Origin of the sequence: Pseudomonas sp. D3-27 (assembly GCF_051132165.1) — a bacterium.
GTDB lineage: Bacteria > Pseudomonadota > Gammaproteobacteria > Pseudomonadales > Pseudomonadaceae > Aquipseudomonas.
Genome location: NZ_CP071667.1, coordinates 4,029,791 through 4,050,029, shown reverse-complemented (window position 1 = coordinate 4,050,029; position 20,239 = coordinate 4,029,791). Strand labels below are relative to the sequence as shown.

23 protein-coding genes are annotated in these 20,239 nt (G+C 61.1%); 11 read left to right on the top strand and 12 right to left on the bottom strand.

The features are described from left to right. Positions 1-39 precede the first annotated feature (39 nt). Together J3P92_RS18310 and J3P92_RS18305 are read right to left on the bottom strand one after the other, a co-directional pair. A complete protein-coding gene (locus tag J3P92_RS18310; protein ID WP_434560115.1) occupies positions 40-1,389 on the bottom strand; it encodes an NCS2 family permease in 1,350 nt (449 codons plus the stop codon). A gap of 332 nt (positions 1,390-1,721) precedes the next feature. Then, positions 1,722-2,159 (bottom strand): MarR family winged helix-turn-helix transcriptional regulator, encoded by a 438-nt coding sequence (locus tag J3P92_RS18305; protein ID WP_420766969.1) that lies wholly within the window; start codon positions 2,157-2,159, stop codon positions 1,722-1,724. Between the two features lie 81 nt (positions 2,160-2,240). Between J3P92_RS18305 and J3P92_RS18300 the strand changes: the two genes are divergently transcribed. Next, positions 2,241-3,407, top strand: coding sequence for a PLP-dependent aminotransferase family protein (locus J3P92_RS18300; RefSeq protein WP_434607207.1), 1,167 nt, complete (start codon positions 2,241-2,243; stop codon positions 3,405-3,407). 144 nt (positions 3,408-3,551) lie between these two features. Here the strand turns inward: J3P92_RS18300 and J3P92_RS18295 are convergent, their stop codons facing one another. The 5 genes from J3P92_RS18295 to J3P92_RS18275 form a co-directional block, all read right to left on the bottom strand. Then, complete coding sequence (locus tag J3P92_RS18295; protein WP_434648626.1) at positions 3,552-3,923, bottom strand: glutathione S-transferase N-terminal domain-containing protein; 372 nt, start codon at positions 3,921-3,923, stop codon at positions 3,552-3,554. Positions 3,924-4,026: 103 nt separating this feature from the next. Further along, a complete protein-coding gene (folE, locus tag J3P92_RS18290; protein ID WP_030142335.1) occupies positions 4,027-4,572 on the bottom strand; it encodes a GTP cyclohydrolase I FolE in 546 nt (181 codons plus the stop codon). Positions 4,573-4,650: 78 nt separating this feature from the next. Next, positions 4,651-5,208 carry a Smr/MutS family protein gene (locus tag J3P92_RS18285; protein ID WP_434648624.1) on the bottom strand — a complete coding sequence of 186 codons (558 nt, stop codon included), beginning with the start codon at positions 5,206-5,208 and terminating at the stop codon, positions 4,651-4,653. Positions 5,209-5,282: 74 nt separating this feature from the next. Beyond that, the gene (locus tag J3P92_RS18280; RefSeq protein ID WP_420766966.1) at positions 5,283-5,603 is read right to left on the bottom strand and encodes a hypothetical protein; all 321 of its coding nucleotides are present in this window, start codon (positions 5,601-5,603) and stop codon (positions 5,283-5,285) included. A gap of 130 nt (positions 5,604-5,733) precedes the next feature. Then, positions 5,734-6,324: a cysteine hydrolase family protein gene (locus J3P92_RS18275; RefSeq protein ID WP_420766965.1), complete on the bottom strand. Its 591-nt coding sequence runs from the start codon at positions 6,322-6,324 to the stop codon at positions 5,734-5,736. A 253-nt stretch (positions 6,325-6,577) separates the two neighbouring features. On the opposite strand from J3P92_RS18275, the gene prmB reads away from it, so the two are divergent. Next, positions 6,578-7,486, top strand: a complete 909-nt coding sequence (gene prmB, locus J3P92_RS18270) for a 50S ribosomal protein L3 N(5)-glutamine methyltransferase (protein ID WP_434648623.1) — start codon at positions 6,578-6,580, stop codon at positions 7,484-7,486. A gap of 85 nt (positions 7,487-7,571) precedes the next feature. On the opposite strand, the gene J3P92_RS18265 is transcribed toward prmB, so the two are convergent. Beyond that, positions 7,572-8,369, bottom strand: a complete 798-nt coding sequence (locus tag J3P92_RS18265; RefSeq protein WP_420766963.1) for a hypothetical protein — start codon at positions 8,367-8,369, stop codon at positions 7,572-7,574. 110 nt (positions 8,370-8,479) lie between these two features. Then, entirely contained in the window at positions 8,480-9,445 is a 966-nt protein-coding gene (locus tag J3P92_RS18260; protein WP_434648621.1) for an alpha/beta hydrolase, read from the bottom strand. Between the two features lie 129 nt (positions 9,446-9,574). On the opposite strand from J3P92_RS18260, the gene aroC reads away from it, so the two are divergent. From aroC to mtnC, 5 genes are read left to right on the top strand one after another with little or no spacing between them, the layout of a single operon-like run. Beyond that, on the top strand, positions 9,575-10,666 hold the full coding sequence (aroC, locus tag J3P92_RS18255; RefSeq protein WP_434560105.1) for a chorismate synthase: 1,092 nt from the start codon (positions 9,575-9,577) through the stop codon (positions 10,664-10,666). A gap of 34 nt (positions 10,667-10,700) precedes the next feature. After that, the gene (locus J3P92_RS18250; protein ID WP_434564133.1) at positions 10,701-11,846 is read left to right on the top strand and encodes an MFS transporter; all 1,146 of its coding nucleotides are present in this window, start codon (positions 10,701-10,703) and stop codon (positions 11,844-11,846) included. Beyond that, on the top strand, positions 11,843-12,463 hold the full coding sequence (locus J3P92_RS18245) for a methylthioribulose 1-phosphate dehydratase (protein ID WP_434648619.1): 621 nt from the start codon (positions 11,843-11,845) through the stop codon (positions 12,461-12,463). Before J3P92_RS18250 ends, J3P92_RS18245 begins: the two co-directional genes overlap by 4 nt. 17 nt (positions 12,464-12,480) lie before the next feature. Continuing rightward, positions 12,481-13,026, top strand: a complete 546-nt coding sequence (locus J3P92_RS18240) for a 1,2-dihydroxy-3-keto-5-methylthiopentene dioxygenase (RefSeq protein ID WP_434648617.1) — start codon at positions 12,481-12,483, stop codon at positions 13,024-13,026. A 4-nt stretch (positions 13,027-13,030) separates the two neighbouring features. Beyond that, positions 13,031-13,720, top strand: a complete 690-nt coding sequence (gene mtnC / locus J3P92_RS18235; RefSeq protein ID WP_434648615.1) for an acireductone synthase — start codon at positions 13,031-13,033, stop codon at positions 13,718-13,720. A 64-nt stretch (positions 13,721-13,784) separates the two neighbouring features. Here the strand turns inward: mtnC and J3P92_RS18230 are convergent, their stop codons facing one another. After that, positions 13,785-14,063: a DUF3509 domain-containing protein gene (locus J3P92_RS18230; protein WP_030142324.1), complete on the bottom strand. Its 279-nt coding sequence runs from the start codon at positions 14,061-14,063 to the stop codon at positions 13,785-13,787. A 356-nt stretch (positions 14,064-14,419) separates the two neighbouring features. Here J3P92_RS18230 and J3P92_RS18225 point away from each other — a divergent pair, with 356 nt between their 5' ends. From J3P92_RS18225 to J3P92_RS18210, 4 genes are all read left to right on the top strand, one after another. Beyond that, positions 14,420-16,246, top strand: coding sequence for a long-chain-acyl-CoA synthetase (locus J3P92_RS18225; protein ID WP_434648613.1), 1,827 nt, complete (start codon positions 14,420-14,422; stop codon positions 16,244-16,246). 95 nt (positions 16,247-16,341) lie between these two features. Beyond that, positions 16,342-16,860: an ankyrin repeat domain-containing protein gene (locus J3P92_RS18220; protein WP_420766956.1), complete on the top strand. Its 519-nt coding sequence runs from the start codon at positions 16,342-16,344 to the stop codon at positions 16,858-16,860. A 71-nt stretch (positions 16,861-16,931) separates the two neighbouring features. Beyond that, positions 16,932-17,462: a hypothetical protein gene (locus tag J3P92_RS18215; protein ID WP_434648611.1), complete on the top strand. Its 531-nt coding sequence runs from the start codon at positions 16,932-16,934 to the stop codon at positions 17,460-17,462. A 71-nt stretch (positions 17,463-17,533) separates the two neighbouring features. Next, positions 17,534-17,725, top strand: coding sequence for a PLDc N-terminal domain-containing protein (locus J3P92_RS18210; protein WP_053149901.1), 192 nt, complete (start codon positions 17,534-17,536; stop codon positions 17,723-17,725). 65 nt (positions 17,726-17,790) lie between these two features. On the opposite strand, the gene J3P92_RS18205 is transcribed toward J3P92_RS18210, so the two are convergent. Next, on the bottom strand, positions 17,791-18,990 hold the full coding sequence (locus tag J3P92_RS18205; protein WP_434648610.1) for an MFS transporter: 1,200 nt from the start codon (positions 18,988-18,990) through the stop codon (positions 17,791-17,793). Positions 18,991-19,238: 248 nt separating this feature from the next. Next, entirely contained in the window at positions 19,239-20,237 is a 999-nt protein-coding gene (locus J3P92_RS18200) for a sulfate ABC transporter substrate-binding protein (RefSeq protein WP_434607193.1), read from the bottom strand. Positions 20,238-20,239: the final 2 nt, after the last annotated feature.

Below are 20,239 nucleotides of genomic sequence, written 5' to 3'. Positions count from 1 at the left end.
CCCCACCCGACAGGGTGAGGCGGGTAAGGCTCGTGCCGCTTACAAGAAGATGAACTTGGCGATAAAGATCGCACAAAGCACCCAGAGACTGACGGATATTTCCTTGTGTTTACCGGTGCCAGCCTTGAGCACGACGTAAGTGATGAAGCCGAGCGCGATGCCATCGGCGACCGAGAACGTCAGAGGCATCATGATGGCGGTGACGATCGCTGGAATGCTGTCGGTCGCTTCGTCCCATTCGATATGGGCCATGCCACCCATCATCAGCATGGCGACATAGATCAGGGCGCCGGCTGTCGCATAAGCAGGGATCATCCCGGCCAGCGGCGCGAAGAACATGGCGGCGATGAACAGCACACCGACCGTGACTGCGGTAAGCCCCGTGCGGCCACCGGCCGCGACTCCGGCGGCGCTTTCCACGTAGCTGGTCACGGGCGGCACGCCGACCATGGCGCCGAACACGCTGGAGGCGCTGTCCGCCTTCAACGCCTTGGACAGGTTTTCGATCTTGCCATCCGGTTTCACCAGGCCGGCGCGCTGGGCCACGCCCATCAGCGTCCCGGCGGTATCGAACATATGTACGAACAGGAAAGCCAGCACCACGCTGATCATGCTGACGTTGAATACACCGGCCACGTCCATGGCCATCCAGGTCGGTGCCAGGCTGGGCGGCGTGGACATCACGCCGTTGTATTGCACCAGCCCCAGGCCCCAACCGGCCAGGGTCACGGCGATGATGCTGATGAGGATCGCGCCGAACACGCGGTGGTAGCTCAGCACGGCAATCATCAGGAAGCATACGGCAGCCAGCAGCGGTCCCGGTTCATGCAGCGAGCCCAGCTTGATCAGCGTGGCGGGGCTGTCGACGATGATGCCGGCGGTTTTCAGGCCGATCAGCCCGAGAAACAGCCCGACCCCCGCGCCCATCGCGTAGCGCAGGCTCACCGGGATACTGTTGAGCAGCCATTCACGCACCCGTGACAAGGTCAGGAACATGAACAGCACGCCGGAAATAAACACCGCGCCCAAGGCGGTTTCCCAGTTGTAGCCCATGGTGCCGACCACGGTGTAAGTGAAAAAGGCGTTTAATCCCATGCCCGGCGCGAGGCCCACCGGCCAGTTCGCGTAGAGGCCCATCAGCAGGCAACCCAGGGCGGCGGCAATGCAGGTGGCGACGAACGCGGCGCCATGATCGATGCCCGCGTCGGCCATGATGTTGGGGTTGACGAAAATGATGTAGGCCATGGTGATGAAAGTCGTCACACCGGCAATCAACTCGGTCTTCACCGTGGTGCCATGCAAGCTGAGTTTGAAGATGCGCTCCAGCCAGCCACTGCGTGATGGCGGCGAAAGATCCAAGGTCTGGGCTTCGGGTTTGCGGCTTTCCACAGCGAGTACTCCTCAAGAGTTTTATTGTTATTTCCGGCACCGCACGCCCCCTGAGGGTGGCGGCGAGGCATTGAGGCAGGTAAGGCTGGCGTAGTAGTTGACTTGTTGGTCAGGAACTCGCACGAAGCGAATTATGCTTTTGTATACAAATAAAGCAAATAATGTTTTCTGTTTTGTTGACGAAATTTCGAGCGATAGGGATATATCCCTTCTGCGTGGGCTATCGCGAGCGAGCTCGCTCCCACGGTGGACTGTGATGAATGCGAGATTTGTGGTCACCGCTGAACGCTGTGGGAGCGAGTTTGCTCGCGATAGCGTTGGACCAGACGCTTTCACTCGCCAGATTTACCCAAGGCTAGGTTCACCGCCAGCCAGCCATCCACCGCCGCTTCCCCGGCCTCGGCAAACACCCGCTCCAGCAATTTCACTTGTTCGCGGCGCAGCGCCTGTTCGAATCGCTGGCCCTCGGCGGTCAGCTCCAACAATCGTTTGCGCTTGTCGGCCTCGGACGCGACGCTGTTGACCAGATGCATTTCCATCAATTGCCGCAATGGCATGTTCAATGCCTGTTTGGTCACGCCCAGCAGCGCCAGCAACTCCTTGACGCTCAAGGATGGGTAACGGGCGATGAAAAAGACGATGCGCTGATGCACTCGGCTCAAGCCCCGGCGTTCGAGCATTTCATCGGCCTTGGCGGTGAAAGCCTGGTAACCAAAGAAGAATGCTTCCATGGCCATTTGCTGGGAGGTGGGGTTTTTAAGGTCAAGCATATTGACGTTTCCAGAAAGAGCGGGGTAATTTCAGTCAAGCAGTTTGACTTATATTTCCAACGCTTCGCTACAGGTGACCCCATGGCTTTTTCCGAACGTGTCTCGCGCCTCAAAAGTTCTCTTATCCGCGAAATCCTCGCCGCGGCGCAGCGCCCGGAAGTGATGTCGTTCGCCGGTGGCCTGCCGGCCGAAGCCATGTTGCCAAAAGTGGAGTGGGCGGCGATGCCGTTGTCCATGGGGCAATACGGCATGAGCGAAGGTGAGCCGGCCCTGCGCGAAGCGTTGGCGGCGCAGGCGCGGTCGTTAGGGCTGGCTTGTGAGGCGAGCCAGGTTTTGGTGGTCAGCGGTTCCCAGCAAACCCTCGACCTGACGGCGAAGTTGTACATCGACGTCGGCACCGAGGTGATGCTCGAGGCACCTACCTACCTGGCGGCCTTGCAGATCTTCCAACTGTTCGGCGCCGACTGCATCACCGTCCCCCTTGAGGCGGATGGCCCGGACCTGGAACAACTGCGGGCGCGCCTGGAGCGGCATCGCCCGGCGTTCATCTACCTGATCCCGACGTTCCAGAATCCATCGGCGGTACGCTACAGCGAGGCCAAGCGCGATGCCGTGGCGGCGCTGCTGGATGAATTCGGCGTGACCCTGGTCGAAGACGAACCCTATCGCGAACTGACCTTCGACGGTGGCAGCGCCACGCCAATCGCCAGTCGCTTGAAAACGGCCAGCTGGATCTACACCGGCACCGTGTCGAAAACCCTGCTGCCGGGGCTGCGCGTGGGTTACCTGATCGCCAGTCCGGACCTGTTCCCGCACCTGCTGCGGCTCAAGCAGTCGGCGGACCTGCACACCAATCGCATCGGCCAATGGCAGGCGCTGCAGTGGATTGGCACCGAGCAATATCGCCGCCATATGCAGGAGTTGAGAGATTTCTATCGGGATCGGCGCGACCGCTTCGAGGCTGCATTGCAAAGGCATTTTGCCGACATCGCCGATTGGAACACGCCCCAGGGTGGGCTATTTTTCTGGCTGACGCTCAAGCAACCGCTGGACACCCGCACCTTGCTCGCCGCAGCGCTGGCGGCTGACGTGGCGTTCATGCCAGGGGAACCGTTTTTCCCTGAGCCTGACAAGCATCCTGGCCACTTGCGCTTGAACTTCAGCCACATCGATCCGGCGCGACTGGATGAAGGGTTGAAGCGGTTGGCGGGGGTGGTACGGGGGGCGTTGGCGGCCAGGGCAGCCTGAGATATCCAGTGGATGGGCCGACCCCATCGCGAGCAAGCTCGTTCCCACAGGGGACCGTGCATGATTGCAGATTTGTAATCAGCACCAGCCTTCTGTGAGAGCGAGCTTGCTCGCGATGAGGCCTTGAAGCTCACTACAAAACAATCAGACCGTCGAAAACCGCTTATCCAGATAATCAATGATCACCTTGGATTCATACATCCAGGTGGTCTCGCCATTTTCTTCAATGCGCAGGCACGGCACCTTGATCCTGCCGCCCTGTTCCAGCAGCGTCTGGCGATCCTGCTCGTTGTTCTTGGCATCGCGCAAGGCCACCGGTACGTTCAGGCGACGCAGGGTCCGGCGAGTCTTCACGCAGAAGGGGCAGGCATGAAATTGATACAGGGTCAGGCTGCGAGCGGCCTGGTCGACTTGCGCCTGGGCGTCGGCCGGGCGCTGTTTCTTGCCGGGGCGGGTGATGAAATCGATAAGGATGATGAGCTGGCCCAGGCCAACTCGAAGCGCTTTGACGATCACGTTATAGCCTCACGGCAGGGAAGAAGAGGGCGCGCAGCTTACCTGATTTTTCGCAGGCGAAAAAAAACCGGCGATCAATGCCGGTTTTCTTCGAACGACTTTTTTATTTGATCAGGCTTAGGAATTCCATGCGGGTCGCCGCATTTTCGCGGAATTCGCCCAGCATGACTGAAGTGATCATCGACGAGTTCTGCTTTTCCACACCGCGCATCATCATGCACATGTGCTTGGCCTCGATCACCACCGCCACGCCCAGGGCACCGGTCACCTGCTGGACCGCATCGGCGATCTGGCGACTGAGGTTTTCCTGGATCTGCAGGCGACGGGCGTACATATCGACGATGCGCGCGACCTTCGACAGGCCCAATACCTTGCCGCTTGGGATGTAGGCCACATGGGCCTTGCCGATAAACGGAAGCAAATGGTGTTCGCACAGCGAGTACAACTCGATGTCCTTGACCAGCACCATCTCACTGTTGTCGGAGCTGAACAAGGCACCGTTGGTGACTTCTTCCAGGGTCTGTTCATAACCGCGGCAAAGGTACTGCATGGCCTTGGCAGCGCGCTTGGGCGTGTCGAGCAGGCCCTCGCGGGAAACGTCCTCGCCCAATTGGCCGAGAATCGCGGTGTAATTCTGTTCCAGAGACATGAAACTACCTGTGGGATTTTACGCAAAGGGCAAGGGTACGGTGGCGGGCACGGCGCTGCAAGCTCGGCAATCGAGCGGTTACTCGTCGCGGCCTTCCATCATGGTGCGCTTGAGCATCACGTAGACCGCACCGGCGCCGCCGTGCTTCGCCTGGCAGGAGGTGAAGCCGAGCACTTGCGGGTGCTGGCGCAGCCAGGTGTTGACGTGGCTCTTGATCATGGGGCGCTTGCCGTCCAGCCGCACGGCTTTGCCGTGGGTGACGCGTACGCAGCGGATTTCGAATCTGGTGGCTTCGGCCAGGAAGGCCCAGAGGGTCTCTCGGGCTTTTTCGACGGTCATGCCGTGCAGGTCGAGGCTGCCTTCGAAGGAGATCTGGCCTACCTTCAGCTTGCGCATCTGGCTTTCCTGAACGCCGTCGCGCGCCCACATCAATTCATCTTCGGGGCCGACGTCGATGACGAACTGATCGGACAAGCCATCCACGGTTGTCGCGTCGGTGCGCACGGTTGCGGCCTGGCGCAGCTTGGCGATCTGTGCGCGATCGGCCTTGGGTTTGCCCGTTTCGGCGCGATCGTGTTTGATTGGTTTTACGCCCTGGATCGCACTTTTGAACAGGGAAAAGTCGTCGTCTTGCATGTCAGCCTCCGCGAAGGCCGGCCAGTTTACCCAACTCCCGGGGATTAGGGCGCGACAAAACGTCGGATGGCAGATCAGTCGTGTTTTTTCATCAGATGCGGAGCCATGGCCAGCTCCAGGGATTGGCGGGCGCGACGGCGGCAGCGCCGCCAGAGCCAGATGCCCAACAGCAGTACCAGCAGTCCGATTGCCAGGATGACCGCCGAACCCAGCGGTGTGGCGTTCAGCTCGCCCAGTGCGGGCGGGCGGCCAAGCAGGCTTGCGGCGCCAGCCATCGCCAGTAGCACGCCGAGCGTCGCCAGCAGGGCCGCGATCCCCGCGCCGATACGAAATCGCCAGTTGCTCGGGCCCTTGGGCCGCAAGCGACGTGCGTCAAAACCATCGGATATCTTCATTCCGACCTTCCTCAATGGGTATCGGCCCTTCGACCGGAAGATGTTCGGGTTGTTCCTGATACTCCAGTAATTGAAGCAAATGAGAGGCTTTTGCGGATGAGCGGCGCAGCAGGCCGCTCATCGAGCGCTATCAGGTGAAATCGTGGGTCAAGGCCAGTGTGGCGAAGTTGTCTGCCATGATCGCCATTTCGGTCTGGTGCACGTGATCGGCGCTGAGTACGCCGCCCTTGTGCGGCAGATCACGAGTGGCGCAGGCGTCCTCGACCAGGGTGCAACGAAAACCCAGGTTCTTGGCTGCCCGCACCGTGGTGCTGACGCTGGAGTGGCTCATGAAACCACAGACGATCAGGTCCAGGGGACCGAGGTCTTCCAGGCGCTTCTTCAGGTCAGTGCCGTGGAAAGCGCTCGGCAGCAGTTTTTCGATCACGGTTTCGTCGCCCTGGGGTTCAAGGCCCGGAATGAATTCGCCGCGCTCGCCCTGTGGATCGAACAGCCCGCCATGGGTGCCCAGGTGGCGCACATGTACGATCGGCCGGCCGGCGGCGCGGGCAGCGCCGAGCAATTGCTTGATGTTCGCGACCGCCGCATCCATGCCGCTCAGGGCGAGGGGGCCGGCGAGGTATTCTTTCTGGGCATCGATGATGATCAGGGTCGCTTGACTCAGGTTGGCCGCTGCGTAACCGCGGCCGCTGAGTTGAAACATCGTTTTTGGAACGGACATTCTGGGGCTCCTTCGAGTGGGGCTTTTGCGACATTGTCCTCTGGCGGAGCGGTTCTGTGAATCGCTTCCATCACAAGCACCGTCGTTGCTGGCCTACAGCCTTGTCAAGATAGACATCTTGTTCAATAGGGTTGGCAGAAAACGGATCGATCCTACGATTGCAGCGATATTTACTGTCGTCCTTGGAGCGCGTTTGGGTAGGCATGCGTTTGGCTGGTAGACTCGCCCGTCGATTTTCCTGGAGTTTGCCGCCGTGATCACTTCCCGCCTTCGTACCCTGCGCGACCATATCCGTTGGGCCGTCAGCCGTTTCCATGGGGAGGATCTGTTCTTTGGCCATGGCACCGACAACGCCTGGGACGAAGCGCGCCAGCTAGTCCTGGGCGCGTTGCACCTGCCCTGGGAAATTGCCGACAGCTACCTGGACTGCCGTCTAGAAGACGAGGAGTTGGTGCATGTGCAGCGTCTGCTGCGCCGACGTATCGCTGAGCGCATTCCGGCCGCTTACCTGTTGGGCGAGGCCTGGTTCTGCGGCATGTCGTTCATCGTCGACGAACGCGTGCTGATTCCGCGTTCGCCCATTGGCGAGTTGATCGAAAAACGCTTCGAGCCTTGGCTGGGCCAGGAGCCCGCGCGAATCCTCGACTTGTGTACCGGCTCCGGTTGCATCGGGATTGCCTGCGCCTACGAGTTCCCCGAGGCCGAGGTGGTGTTGGCCGACCTGTCGTTCGAAGCGCTGGAAGTCGCCAACCAGAACATCGAGCGCCACGGTGTGGACGAACGGGTGTTTACCGTCCAGGGCGATGGTTTCGATGGGCTTCCTGGGCAACGTTTCGACCTGATCGTGTCGAACCCGCCCTACGTCGACGCGGAAGATTTCGCCGAAATGCCCCAGGAATACCAGCACGAGCCTGAGCTGGGCCTGGCCTGTGGCGACGACGGTTTGAACCTGGTACGCCGGATGCTCGCCGAGGCGGCCGATCATCTGACGGACAAAGGATTGTTGATCGTCGAAGTGGGCAACAGCCAGGTTCATGTCGAGGCGCTTTATCCAGAAGTCGACTTCGCCTGGCTGGAGTTCGAGCGCGGTGGGCACGGCGTGTTCATGCTCAGCGCCGAGCAGTGCCGTGAGCACCAGGCGTTGTTCGCTTCGCGGGTTTGACGCTGGCTGTGTTGGCGACCGCGTTCGTGGCGAGGGGATAAATCCCCTCGCCACGGGAGTTGCGTCAGACACTTCTGAGCAGCCATCAATGCCGCGTAGCAATCCAGATCAGCAACCCGGCCTGGAACATCGCAAACGCCACCAGGCAGGTGATGGTGAAGCGCAGGCCCGTGTCTTCACGCTTGAACTTATTGACCTTCTCTTCCTGCTTCTGCAGCTTGACTTCCTGCTCCGCCAGATTCTGCTCGGCCTGTTGCAACATCTGCGCGGCTTCGAGAATCTCGACGAACTGCAGCTTCTCGGTGTTCCAGTCGCCCAGCAGCTCGCCAACCTGGGCTTGCTTGACGCTGCCCTTGAGGTGTTGGGCATCGGCGTAGACCACTTCGAAGCCGTGGGCTTTGAGGAAGTGATCACGACGCAAGCGGGTGTCTTCGTTCAGCGCGTCCTTATTGTTCAGGTCAGTGCCGTCAACCCGATAGGTCGACCATCGCTTCTTGGCCCAAGTGATGCCCTGGGCGGCGAGGAAGCGGCCAATGCCCCGGTTCAAGGGCTCGACTTGCAAGCTGTCGGGCGAGAAGAACAGGCGTTTCTCGACGTGGTCGGCCCACACGTCGAGGTGATTCTGTTCCTTGCGCACTCGCTGGCCGGGCAACTGAATGCTCATGCGCAGCAAGCTGCGTTCCTTGCTATGGCGCTCGGCATAGCTGAACTCGACAAACCGCAGCGGCCGCGCACCGGTGGCGCGATCGGTCTTGAGCGGGGCCAGCCGAAGCATCTTGTGATGTTCGGCCTCAACGTCCGTCCAAGGCAGCTCGGGCGCCGATGGGCCTGCTGGCGCGGCCGCTTCGGCGGCGATGTCGGGAGAAGTCTGAGTCTCAGTCATAACGGCAAAAATCCTGTCCAGGCCGGCTTGTCGGCAGCCATTGCGCTGTCCGACACCGGTTTATCGGCCGGATTTGCCAAGACTAGAGGGCTATAGGCCACCAAACGCGCTTAACGGGCGGCCAACGTGCCAATAAAACTCAGGATGTGGGCACTGAGCTCCGCCGCCAGGGGCAGGTTCGGATCCTTGTAGGAGGCCAGTTGCCGCTTGACGTCGTTGGGCACGATGCGCATCACATGGTTCATGCCCTTGATCAGCGCCAGTTCGGCGTCGGGCTTGGCCACTTTCAATTGCCGGGCATCGTCGACGCTGACTTGGATATCGTGGCTGCCCTGGATGATCAGCGCCGGCATTTTCAGGGCTGCGAAGGCCTGGGCCGGATCCTGGCGGAACAGCGAGATCAAGTAAGGCTGCACGCTGGGGCGAAAGATGACCTGCAGTTGCGCAGGAACATTCGGGTCGGGACGGCCGGCCTTGAGGCTGTCGAGCAACTCGTTGCTGCGCAGCATCAGCGGCGGTGGCAGGCGGGCGCTGAGTTGCTGGCGCAAGACCTCGTCGATGGGGCGCGCGCTGCCGGCCACCGAGATGACCGCCGCCGCGTTGGCCTGGGGCGCGGCGAGGCTGGCGATCAGCGCCCCTTCGCTGTGGCCCAGCAGGATCAATGGGCCCAGGCGAGGATCGGCGGCCAGCTTGTGGCACCAGGCCACGGCGTCGGCTACGTAGGCTTCGACGCTCAGGTTGCGTTCGTCCGGTGTGGCGGCGAGGCTGGCGGCCACCCCGCGCTTGTCGTAGCGCACGCTGGCGATGTTCTGCCGGGCCAACACCCAGGCCAGGCGCTTGAGGCTGTCATTGCGCCCGCCTTCGGGGTTGTTTCCGTCACGATCCGTAGGGCCTGAGCCAGAAATGATCAGGACGACGGGCACCGGCGTGTCGGACTTTGGCAGCAGCAGGGAGCCGAAAAGTTCACCGTTGCCGGTGTCGAGGCTGATGGGACGTTGCAGGACGGTGGCCTGGGCGACGCCGCAGACCAGGCCCGTGAAGAGGGTAAGGCTCAACACAAACAGTTTTAACATCATGACGCCATGAGTTGCGAAGGTGCCGGTTGGACTGGCGGGCACTGATAAGGTTCGAGGATGAACTACTCGGGGAGCCTGCGTATACTGGCGCCCATCTCGATTTCTCAGCGATTTCTCGGAGCACCCTGCATGTCCGGCAATACCTACGGCAAGCTGTTCACCGTCACCACCGCAGGCGAAAGCCATGGCCCGGCGTTGGTCGCCATTGTCGACGGCTGCCCGCCGGGCCTGGAGATTTCCCTGGACGACCTTCAGCGTGACCTGGACCGCCGCAAGCCCGGCACCAGCCGCCACACCACCCAGCGCCAGGAAGCCGATGAGGTCGAAATCCTTTCCGGCGTCTTCGAGGGGCGCACCACCGGCTGTGCCATTGGCCTGCTGATCCGTAACACCGACCAGAAGTCCAAGGACTACTCGGCCATCAAGGATCTGTTCCGCCCGGCTCACGCCGACTACACCTACCATCATAAGTACGGCGAGCGCGACTACCGCGGCGGCGGGCGCAGCTCGGCCCGGGAAACCGCGATGCGCGTGGCGGCCGGGGCGATCGCCAAGAAATACCTGGCCAGCCAGGGCATCGTCATCCGCGGCTACATGAGCCAACTGGGCCCGATCGAAATTCCGTTCAAGACCTGGGACTCGGTCGAACAGAATGCCTTCTTCAGCCCCGACCCGGACAAGGTGCCGGAGCTGGAGGCCTACATGGACCAGCTGCGCCGGGACCAGGATTCGGTTGGCGCGAAGATCACCGTGGTCGCCGAAGGCGTGATGCCTGGCCTTGGCGAGCCGATCTTTGACCGTCTCGACGCCGAGCTGGCCCACGCGCTGATGAGCATCAACGCGGTGAAGGGCGTGGAAATCGGCGCCGGTTTCGCCTGCGTCGCCCAGCGCGGCACCGAACACCGTGACGAACTGACGCCACAAGGTTTCCTGAGCAATAACGCCGGTGGGATTCTCGGCGGCATCTCGTCGGGCCAGCCGATCGTCGCGCACCTGGCCTTGAAGCCGACGTCCAGCATCACCACGCCGGGGCGCTCCATCGATATCCATGGCAACCCGGTGGACGTCATCACCAAGGGCCGCCATGATCCGTGCGTGGGCATCCGCGCCACGCCGATCGCCGAAGCGATGATGGCCATCGTGCTGATGGATCATCTGTTGCGCCATCGCGGCCAGAATGCCGACGTTCACGTCGGCACGCCGGTGCTGGGTCAGCTTTGATGGCTGGCCTGCCGACCGCCGTGGCCTGACGACCATGGCGGCGTTGCCGTACTGGCGGCTTTCCAGTTTCTACCTGTTCTATTTCGCGTTGCTCGGTTCCACCGCGCCGTTCCTGGCGCTGTACTTCGATCACCTGGGGTTCAACGCGGCACGCATCGGCGAGCTGGTGGCGATCCCCATGCTGATGCGCTGCGTGGCGCCGAATCTCTGGGGGTGGCTGGGGGACTACACGGGCCGGCGCCTGGCGATCGTGCGGTTCGGCGCGATCTGCACGCTGCTGAGCTTTTCCCTGATCTTCATCGACAAAAGCTATGCCTGGCTGGCGATGGTCATGGCGCTGCATGCATTCTTCTGGCACGCGGTGCTGCCGCAGTTCGAAGTCATCACCCTGGCTCACTTGAGCGGACAAGCCTCGCGCTACAGCCAGATCCGCCTGTGGGGCTCCATCGGGTTCATCATCACGGTCGTTGTGCTCGGCCGCCTGTTCCAATGGCTGAGCCTGGACATTTATCCGGTGGCCCTGGCCTTGATCATGGGTGGCATCGTGCTGAGCAGCTTCTGGGTGCCCAACGCTCAGCCGGTGCAGGGGCCGCGGGTGGCCGGGGACGGATTCCTGCGGCAGTTGCGCAACCCGGGGGTGCTGGCGTTTTATGCCTGCGTCGGCCTGATGCAAATGAGCCACGGGCCGTATTACACCTTCCTGACGCTGCACCTGGAGCGCCTGGGCTACAGCCGTGGATTGATCGGCGTGCTCTGGGCCGTCGGCGTCGTGGCCGAAGTGTTGGTGTTCCTGTTCATGAGCCGGATCCTGGCGCGGTATTCCGTGCGTCGGGTGCTGATGGTCAGTTTCCTGTTGGCGGCGCTGCGCTGGTTGCTGCTCGGCTCGCTGGCCGAATTCCTCTGGGTATTGTTGTTTGCCCAGGTGCTCCACGCCGCGACGTTCGGCAGCTTTCACGCCGCTGCCATCCATTTCGTGCAACGTAGTTTCGGCCCGCGCCAACAAGGTCAGGGCCAGGCGCTGTACGCCGCGCTGGCCGGCACCGGTGGAGCGCTGGGGGCGTTGTACTCCGGCTATAGCTGGAATGCCATGGGCGCCGGTTGGACATTCAACATCGCCAGCCTCGCAGCCTTCGCTGCAGCCGTTATCATTGCCACACGCATGCAAGAGGACAGGCCATGAGCCTTACCCGTGAACAGCTCGCCCAGCAGATCATCGACGCCGGGCGTTTTTTGTACGGTCGCGGTTGGTCCCCGGCCACCAGCAGCAATTATTCGACCCGTTTAGCGCCCGACCAAGCCTTGCTCACCGTGTCGGGCAAGCACAAAGGGCAGTTGGGCATCGACGATGTGCTCGCCACCGACCTGGATGGCAACAGCCTGGAGCCGGGCAAGAAACCGTCGGCTGAAACCTTGCTGCACACCCAGCTGTATCGCTGGCGCCCACAGATCGGCGCGGTGCTGCACACCCACTCGGTAAACGCCACGGTGCTGTCGCGCCTGACCGGCGAAGCGTTCATTGACTTTGAAGACTATGAACTGCAAAAAGCCTTCAGCGGCGTCACGACCCATGAGTCCCGGGTCCGCGTGCCGATTTTCGACAACGACCAGGACATCGCGCGCCTGGCCGCCAAGGTCCAACCCTGGCTGGACGCGCATCCCGATTGCGCCGGCTACCTGATCCGTGGCCACGGCCTGTACACCTGGGGGGCGGGCATGAACGATGCGCTGCGCCAGATCGAAGCGTTCGAATTCCTGTTCGAGTGCGAACTCAAGACCCGCGCACTCCTGAACCGATAATTGCTGGAGCCATTGCCATGAGCAGCCTGTCCGTCTACCACGTCTCAAGTCCAGAGATTCCGAACAAGGTACTGACCCACTTCGAGGACATCGCCTCGACCCTGGCCGAAAAGGGCGTGCGGTTCGACCGTTGGGAAGCCGCGACGAAAATCCAGCCCGGCGCCAGCCCGGAAGAAGTGATCGCCGCCTACAAGTCCCAGATCGACCAATTGATGACCGAGCGCGGCTACGTCACGGTCGACGTCATCAGCCTCAACAGCGACCATCCGCAGAAAGCCGAACTGCGGGCCAAGTTTCTTGATGAACACCGGCATGGCGAGGACGAGGTGCGATTTTTCGTCGCCGGTCGTGGCCTGTTTACCTTGCACATCGACGATTACGTCTACGCGGTCCTGTGCGAGAAGAACGACCTGATCTCGGTGCCCGCCGGTACCCCGCATTGGTTCGACATGGGCGAGCACCCGCATTTTGTCGCCATTCGCCTGTTCAACAACCCGGAAGGCTGGGTCGCGAAATTCACCGGCGATGACATCGCCAGCCGCTTCCCGCGCCTGGAGGACTGACGTCGTGACGATCAAAGCCATCCTCACCGATATCGAGGGCACCACCAGCGCGGTGAGTTTTGTCTTCGACGTGCTGTTTCCCTATGCCGTCGAGCACCTGCCGGATTTTATCCGCCACAACGCCGGGCGCGCCGACGTTGCTCAACAGTTGGACGCTGTGCGTCGGGACAGCGGCGAGCTGGACGCTGATATCGAACGGGTAATCGCGATCCTCTTGGGCTGGATCGCCGAGGACCGCAAGGCTACACCGCTCAAGGCGTTGCAAGGCATGGTCTGGGAGCAGGGCTACGAGGCCGGGCAATTGAAAGGTCACGTTTATCCGGATGCGGTGGATGCGCTGAAACATTGGCATCAGCAAGGCTACCGGTTGTTTGTGTATTCCTCGGGCTCGATCCAGGCGCAAAAGTTGATTTTCGGTTGCTCCGAAGCCGGAGACTTGTCGCCGCTGTTCAGCGGTTATTTCGACACGACCTCGGGGCCCAAGCGGGACGTGCAGTCCTACCAGCGGATCAGCGAGGCGGTGGGTGTCGCGCCGGGGGAAATCCTGTTTCTGTCGGATATCGTCGAGGAACTGGACGCGGCCCGTGGCGCCGGGATGGCCACGTGTGGCCTGGCGCGCGACGGGGGCGACCTGTCCGGGCACGAAACCGTTGAAAGTTTTGCTCGAATCGATCCGTCCCGGTTCGGCGCTTGAACGGCGGACAAAAAAAATCAGGCCATGGAGCCATAAGCTCCAGGCCTGATCCCGGCACAGCGTGTCAGGCGCTGTGATAGGTCGGTAGCGCGAAGCGATGCTGGCTTTGCAGCATCGCCACAGGCGGCAATTCGCTGGCTTGTTCAGCCAGATCGCGGCGAATGGCACTGATGGCCCAGGACAACTGGTCCCCAGCGTGCAATTGCGCATAGGAAATCGTGCGTTTGAACAGTTTGCCGTCGCTGTTGCGCAAGGTCAGCAGGATCCCGCCATCCGGGCGTGCCTGGGTAGTGACTTCGTAGTTGGAAAACAGCGATGCAAACTTCTCTTGAATCATGTTCATCGTTCATTGCTCCATGGTATGGCAAACCGTGGAGGGGTAGTTGCAGTGTCTGTGCCAGTATTTGATTTGTTAAAAAATCCTTTTAAAACAATAGCTTAATAAATATCTATATTTTTGCTTTCGTGCAAGTTGCATGAACGGCCATCGTGCATCCTGCATTTTGCGTGGTCCGACAATTATTTTTGGAACCAAACCGTGTCCCCGCGCTCACGCTTCGCCTGTTCCATGCAGCGGATACAAAACATTGCAAAAACCGCGTGTACAGCCTTGGAATCGCTGGCGTACTTTCGATCCAGATTTCGCATAACCCCACACAAGAACCGCGACCCATAAGGTCGGCCGGGGAAGGATCACCCATGAGTCGTACACCCAGCGACGCTATTACCTGGGGCATGATGTTGCGCAAGTTGCCCGCCATCGCCAGAGCTGTTCCCCGCATTGTCAAAGGCATGAAACTCGCCAACGTCCAAGACCCCGCGCAGCCCTGCGGCCTGGGTTGGTGCTTCGAACAAGCCACGCTACGCAACCCCCGAGGCCCGGCGCTACTGTGTGGCGATACGGTGCTGAGTTATGCACAGGTCAACGAGCAGGCCAATCGCATCGCCCATTGCTTGTTGGCGCGAGGTGTCGCGAAGGGCGACTGCGTAGCGATTTTCATCGAGAACCGTCCACAATTGCTGATCACGGTGCTGGCAGTGGCCAAAGTCGGCGCGGTCAGCGCGATGATCAACACCTCGCAAACGGGGGATGCACTGGTCCACAGCCTCGCATTGGTCGCGCCTGTTGCGGTGGTGGTCGGGGATGAGCGGGTCGCGGTGTTCAACGATGTGCGCGGTCGAACCGCGCTACCTGATGCTCGAACGTGGTGGGTGGCGGACCAGGATGCCTCCTCGGCGCCGTCCGGATTTGTCGACCTGATGGGCACAAGCCAGCAATTCCCCGGCGCCAACCCGGCCAGCAGCCAGCAGGTGTTTTTCAACGATCCCTGTTTCTATCTCTACACCTCCGGCACCACGGGGCTACCGAAGGCGGGGGTGTTCCGCCACGGCCGCTGGATGCGCACGTCCACCAGTTTCGGCCTGATCGCCTTGGACATGCAGCCCGACGACATCGTCTATTGCACGCTGCCGCTGTATCACGCCACCGGGTTATGTGTGTGCTGGGGCGCGGCGATCTGCGGTGCCTCGGGATTTGCGATCCGCCGCAAGTTCAGCGCCAGCCAGTTCTGGAGCGACGTGAGAAAGTATCGAGCGACGACCCTGGGTTACGTCGGTGAGCTGTGCCGTTACCTGGTCGATCAGCCTGCCAGCATCACGGACCGGCAGCACCGCGTGACGAAAATGATCGGCAATGGCCTGCGCCCTGACGCCTGGGCGGCGTTCAAGACACGTTTCGGCGTTGACCACATCTGTGAACTTTACGCGGCCAGCGACGGCAACATCGGGTTTACCAACATCCTGAACTTCGATAATACGGTCGGGTTTTCACTGATGGCCTGGGAGCTCGTGCAATACGATCACGACAGCGGCGCGCCCTTGCGCAACCTGCAAGGCCGCATGCAAAAAGTCCCCAAGGGCGAACCGGGCCTGTTATTGGCGCGCATCGACGAAAAGGCGCCGCTGGATGGCTATACCGATCCGGCGAAGACCGAGAAAACCATCCACCGGGACGTTTTCGTCCCGGGCGACCGTTATTTCAACACCGGTGATTTGCTGCGCAACATCGGTTTCGGCCACGGGCAGTTCGTCGATCGTCTCGGCGACACCTACCGCTGGAAAGGCGAAAACGTCTCCACCACGGAAGTCGAGAACGTGTTGCTGCAACATCCGCAGATTGCCGAGGCGGTGGCCTATGGCGTCGAGATCAACGGCACCAATGGTCGCGCCGGCATGGCCGCGATCACACCGGCCGAATCCCTGGCGACCCTGGACTTCAATGAACTGCTGCGGTTTCTCCAGTGCAAACTGCCCGCCTACGCGGTACCGCTGTTCTTGCGCATCAAGGTGAAGATGGACACCACCGGCACCTTCAAATACCGCAAAACCCGTCTCAAGACCGAGGCTTTCGACCCGTGCCAGACAGGCGATGAGCCGATCTACGCCTGGCTGCCCGAGACCTCGACCTATGTGCCCGTGGACCGGCAATTGGCGATGCGCATCCAAGGGGGACAGTACCGCTATTGATTCTGGCTATGAGCATCGCAGAGAAAAAAGGGATGACAGCCCCGGAGTCCCTCGGGAAACTAGCGGCTTTGTGATGAGCCTGATGGAGTTTTCCCATGTCTGATACAAGCCGCCAGATGACCCCGGAAGAAGCAGCGGAATTTGCCGAGCAGGTCTTCAACGTTGCCCGCCAGGGCGACGCCGCGATGATGGCCGCGCTGCTGAGCAAGGGCTTGCCGCCGAACTTGCGCAATCACAAGGGCGATACCTTGCTGATGCTGGCCGCGTACCATGGGCATGTCGAGACGGTAAAAGTCTTGCTGGAACACAAGGCCGATCCGGAAATCCGCAACGACAACGGTCAGAGTCCCATTGCCGGTGCAGCGTTCAAGGGTGACCTTGCGGTGGTTTCAGCCCTGGTGGACGGTGGCGCGCAAGTGGAAGGCTCCTCGTTCGACGGTCGCACGGCATTGATGATGGCGGCTATGTTCAACCGAGTCGAAATCGTCGATTACCTGATCGGCAAAGGCGCCGACCCGAAGGCCAAGGATGCCAACGGCGTCTCGGCACTGGACGCGGCCAGGACCATGGGCGCGGTGGACACCACGGCGCAATTGGAGAAGTTGTTGGGCTGACCTCGCCAAAGGGAGTGGGGGATGCGCTATCCTTCGCGCCCGAAAAAAACACATCGCCACAGGATCCGCCCATGAAAGCCGTACTCATCGAACTCATCAGCAAAATCAGCTCCGGCTGCCTGGGCGAGGCGGACATCGAGAAGATTGCCGATGAGGCGGCCCAGGCCTACGCCGACCCGGTGGCGTTCCTGGCGGCCAACCCGGACATCAATTACGACGACACTTTCCCCATCGCGCTGGGCGAGTGGGTGGTGGTGGGCAGCTTGCCCGATACCGTGTTGTTCCAGGCGGATACCTACGTCGAGTTGTTCGAGCAGATCGTCGCCTCGTTCGGCCCCGGCGTCGCGTTCAACCTCAAGCCCAAGCAACTGGCCAAGATTGAAGCCCTGACCGCACTCAACCGCATCCAGATCCAGATGAGCAGCCTGAACAAGGAAAACGGTGGCTACGTGCTGATGAATTTCAGCCAGTTGCTCGACGATGAATTGCAGATGGTGCTGGTGTACGGCAACGACGTGCCGCGCGTGCTGGAGTTGTGCGCCGAGGTGGGCATCGCCGCGGCACCGTCCTTGGAAGCGCTCAAGGTCGCGGTTCACGTCTGAAGCAATAAAACGGAACCCTTGCCCAGGGGCCGCTATCCTAAATGGGCATATCACCATTCGGGAGCGACACCATGGGTTCCACTTTCAACGGCCTGATTGGCCTGATTATCCTGGCGCTCGATATCTGGGCGATCATCAACGTACTCAAGAGTGGCGCGGGCACCGGGGCGAAAGTCCTTTGGGTACTGCTGATCCTGCTGCTGCCGGTGTTGGGCCTGATCATCTGGGCGATTGCCGGGCCGCGTGGCAACGTGCGGGTCTGACCGCCCGATAAAAAAAATGCCCGACAGGTCATGACCTGTCGGGCATTTTTATTTGCGCGCCGTTATCAGGCTGTCGCCAACGAGGCCTTCTGCGAAGCGCTCAAGAAACGCAGCAAAGCCAGCAGCGGGAAGGCGCTGCCGACGATCACCACCCACAGCCAGCCGCCGTGTTCGTAGACCGCACTGGCGATGGACGAACCGAACGCACCGCCGACGAAGATGCTGGTCATGTACAGCGCGTTCAGTCGGCTGCGACTTTTGGCGTCGAGGGCGTAGATGGTGCGTTGGCCCAGGACCATGTTCATCTGTACGCAGAAATCCAGGACCACGCCGGTCACCGCCAGGCCAATCACGCTGTAGGCCGGGTGAATGAAGGCGGGCAGGAAACTCAAGCTGGCGAACAGCATCGCCAGCAGCGAAGCGACGCGGGTGTGACCGGCATCCGCTAGGCGCCCGGCTATGGGTGCGGCTATGGCACCGATGGCGCCGACCAGGGCGAACAAGGCGATGTCCGTCTGGGTGAGACCATGGTTGCGCGCCAGCTCCAAGGGCGCGGCGGTCCAGAACAGGCTGAACGTGGCGAACATGCAAGCCTGGTAGAACGCCCGTTGACGCAACTGCGGTTGTTGGCGCAACAAGGTGCCGAGCGATCCCAGCAGCTGGCCGTAGGAAGCGCTGTGATCGGGCTGGCGCTTGGGCACGGTCAGCGCCAGGACGATGCTGATGGCCGCCATCAGCACGGCGGCGATCATGAACATCGCCCGCCAGCCGAAATGATCGGCGACGACGCTGGAGATCGGCCGCGCCAGCAGAATTCCAAGCAACAGGCCGCCCATGATCCCACCGACAACCCGTCCCCGGGATTCCTCGGGTGCCAGGTGCGCTGCCAGTGGAATCAGCACTTGCACCGAGACAGAACTGAAGCCAACCAGTAGCGAGACCAGCAGGAACACATTCGGCTGATCGGTGAAGGCCGCACCCAGTAGGCTGGCTATCGCGACCACGGTGGTGAGGATCATCAAGCGCCGGTTTTCCAGCAGATCGCCCAATGGCACCAGGAAAAACAGGCCCAGGGCATAACCGATCTGGGTCAGCGAGACGATCAGGCTGGCCATGGTGCTGGACAGGCCGACGTCGGGAGCGATCAGTTCGATGATGGGTTGGGCGTAGTAGATGTTGGCGACGATGGCGCCGCAGCAGAAGGCGAACAGCAGGACCATGCCGCGGGTCAGGGTGACGCCGGGCGAGGAGGGATGAGCACTCATGGCAATCTCGTCGATCGATTGAAAGGATGGCGTGAGGCTAAAGACTTGCAGGGCTCTGGAACAGGCTTTGCGGCTGATATCAGTCATGCCCGGGATTAATGATGGCCATCAAATTCCTGTGGGAGCGAGCTTGCTCGCGATAGCGGCTGCTTATTCAGCATCGTTGATGCAGACAGACCGTATCGCGAGCAAGCTCGCTCCCACAGGGTGGGGCTTGGCTGACAGGCGGTGTTTATGTGAGTCGAGTCTTACTGTCCGCTATAGATCTGATCGAAAACCCCACCGTCATTGAAGTGAGTTTTCTGCACGGAGCGCCAGTCACCGAAGGTTTTTTCCACCGACAGGAAATCAACTTTCGGGAAGCGGTCCGTGTATTTGGCCAGCACGGCCGGATCCCGCGGACGCAGGTAGTTGGCGGCGGCAATTTCCTGGCCTTCGGGTGACCACAGGTATTTGAGGTACGCCTCGGCGGCTTCGCGGGAGCCTTTTTTCTCGACCACTTTATCCACGACGCTCACTGGCGGCTCGGCTTCGGCGGACACGCTTGGGTAGACCACTTCGAACTGGTCGCGGCCAAACTCGCGGGCAATCATTTCCGCTTCGTTTTCAAAGGTCACCAGCACGTCGCCAATCTGGTTGGTCATGAAGGTCGTCGTCGCGGCGCGGCCGCCGGTGTCCAGCACGGGGGCTTGCTTGAACAGCTTGCCGACGAAATCCTTGGCCTTGTTCTCGTCGCCGCCGTTCTTGAGCACGTAACCCCACGCCGACAGGTAGGTGTAGCGACCATTGCCGGAGGTTTTCGGGTTGGGCACGATCACCTGCACGCCGTCCTTGAGCAGATCAGGCCAGTCCTTGAGCGCTTTCGGGTTGCCCTTGCGCACGATGAAGACCGTGGCCGAGGTGAACGGCGCGCTGTTGTTCGGCAAACGGGTGACCCAGTTTTCCGGAACCAGCTTGCCGTTGTCCGCCAAGGCATTGATGTCGGTGGCCATGTTCATGGTGATGACATCCGCAGGCAGCCCATCGATCACCGAACGCGCCTGCTTGCTGGAGCCGCCGAAGGACATCTGCACGGTGATGTTCTCTTTGTGCTCGGCTTGCCAGTGCTTCTGGAACGCAGCGTTGTAGTCCTTGTAGAAATCGCGCATTACGTCGTAGGAAACGTTCAGCAGGGTTGGGGCGGCGTTGGCCAGGCTGCCGAAGGTCAGGCCGGCGGCGAGAAGGGAGGCGCCAAAGAAGTTCTTCACTG

Coding starts and splice junctions, on each gene's coding strand:
- J3P92_RS18280 (WP_420766966.1), bottom strand. CDS start 5,603: ATGAAGATATCCGATGGTTTTGACGCACGTCGCTTGCGGCCCAAGGGC.
- aroC (WP_434560105.1), top strand. CDS start 9,575: ATGTCCGGCAATACCTACGGCAAGCTGTTCACCGTCACCACCGCAGGC.
- J3P92_RS18275 (WP_420766965.1), bottom strand. CDS start 6,324: ATGTCCGTTCCAAAAACGATGTTTCAACTCAGCGGCCGCGGTTACGCA.
- J3P92_RS18300 (WP_434607207.1), top strand. CDS start 2,241: ATGGCTTTTTCCGAACGTGTCTCGCGCCTCAAAAGTTCTCTTATCCGC.
- J3P92_RS18265 (WP_420766963.1), bottom strand. CDS start 8,369: ATGACTGAGACTCAGACTTCTCCCGACATCGCCGCCGAAGCGGCCGCG.
- J3P92_RS18205 (WP_434648610.1), bottom strand. CDS start 18,990: ATGAGTGCTCATCCCTCCTCGCCCGGCGTCACCCTGACCCGCGGCATG.
- J3P92_RS18225 (WP_434648613.1), top strand. CDS start 14,420: ATGAGTCGTACACCCAGCGACGCTATTACCTGGGGCATGATGTTGCGC.
- J3P92_RS18245 (WP_434648619.1), top strand. CDS start 11,843: ATGAGCCTTACCCGTGAACAGCTCGCCCAGCAGATCATCGACGCCGGG.
- J3P92_RS18220 (WP_420766956.1), top strand. CDS start 16,342: ATGTCTGATACAAGCCGCCAGATGACCCCGGAAGAAGCAGCGGAATTT.
- J3P92_RS18250 (WP_434564133.1), top strand. CDS start 10,701: ATGGCGGCGTTGCCGTACTGGCGGCTTTCCAGTTTCTACCTGTTCTAT.
- J3P92_RS18230 (WP_030142324.1), bottom strand. CDS start 14,063: ATGAACATGATTCAAGAGAAGTTTGCATCGCTGTTTTCCAACTACGAA.
- J3P92_RS18260 (WP_434648621.1), bottom strand. CDS start 9,445: ATGATGTTAAAACTGTTTGTGTTGAGCCTTACCCTCTTCACGGGCCTG.
- J3P92_RS18285 (WP_434648624.1), bottom strand. CDS start 5,208: ATGCAAGACGACGACTTTTCCCTGTTCAAAAGTGCGATCCAGGGCGTA.
- folE (WP_030142335.1), bottom strand. CDS start 4,572: ATGTCTCTGGAACAGAATTACACCGCGATTCTCGGCCAATTGGGCGAG.
- J3P92_RS18215 (WP_434648611.1), top strand. CDS start 16,932: ATGAAAGCCGTACTCATCGAACTCATCAGCAAAATCAGCTCCGGCTGC.
- J3P92_RS18240 (WP_434648617.1), top strand. CDS start 12,481: ATGAGCAGCCTGTCCGTCTACCACGTCTCAAGTCCAGAGATTCCGAAC.
- J3P92_RS18305 (WP_420766969.1), bottom strand. CDS start 2,159: ATGCTTGACCTTAAAAACCCCACCTCCCAGCAAATGGCCATGGAAGCA.
- J3P92_RS18210 (WP_053149901.1), top strand. CDS start 17,534: ATGGGTTCCACTTTCAACGGCCTGATTGGCCTGATTATCCTGGCGCTC.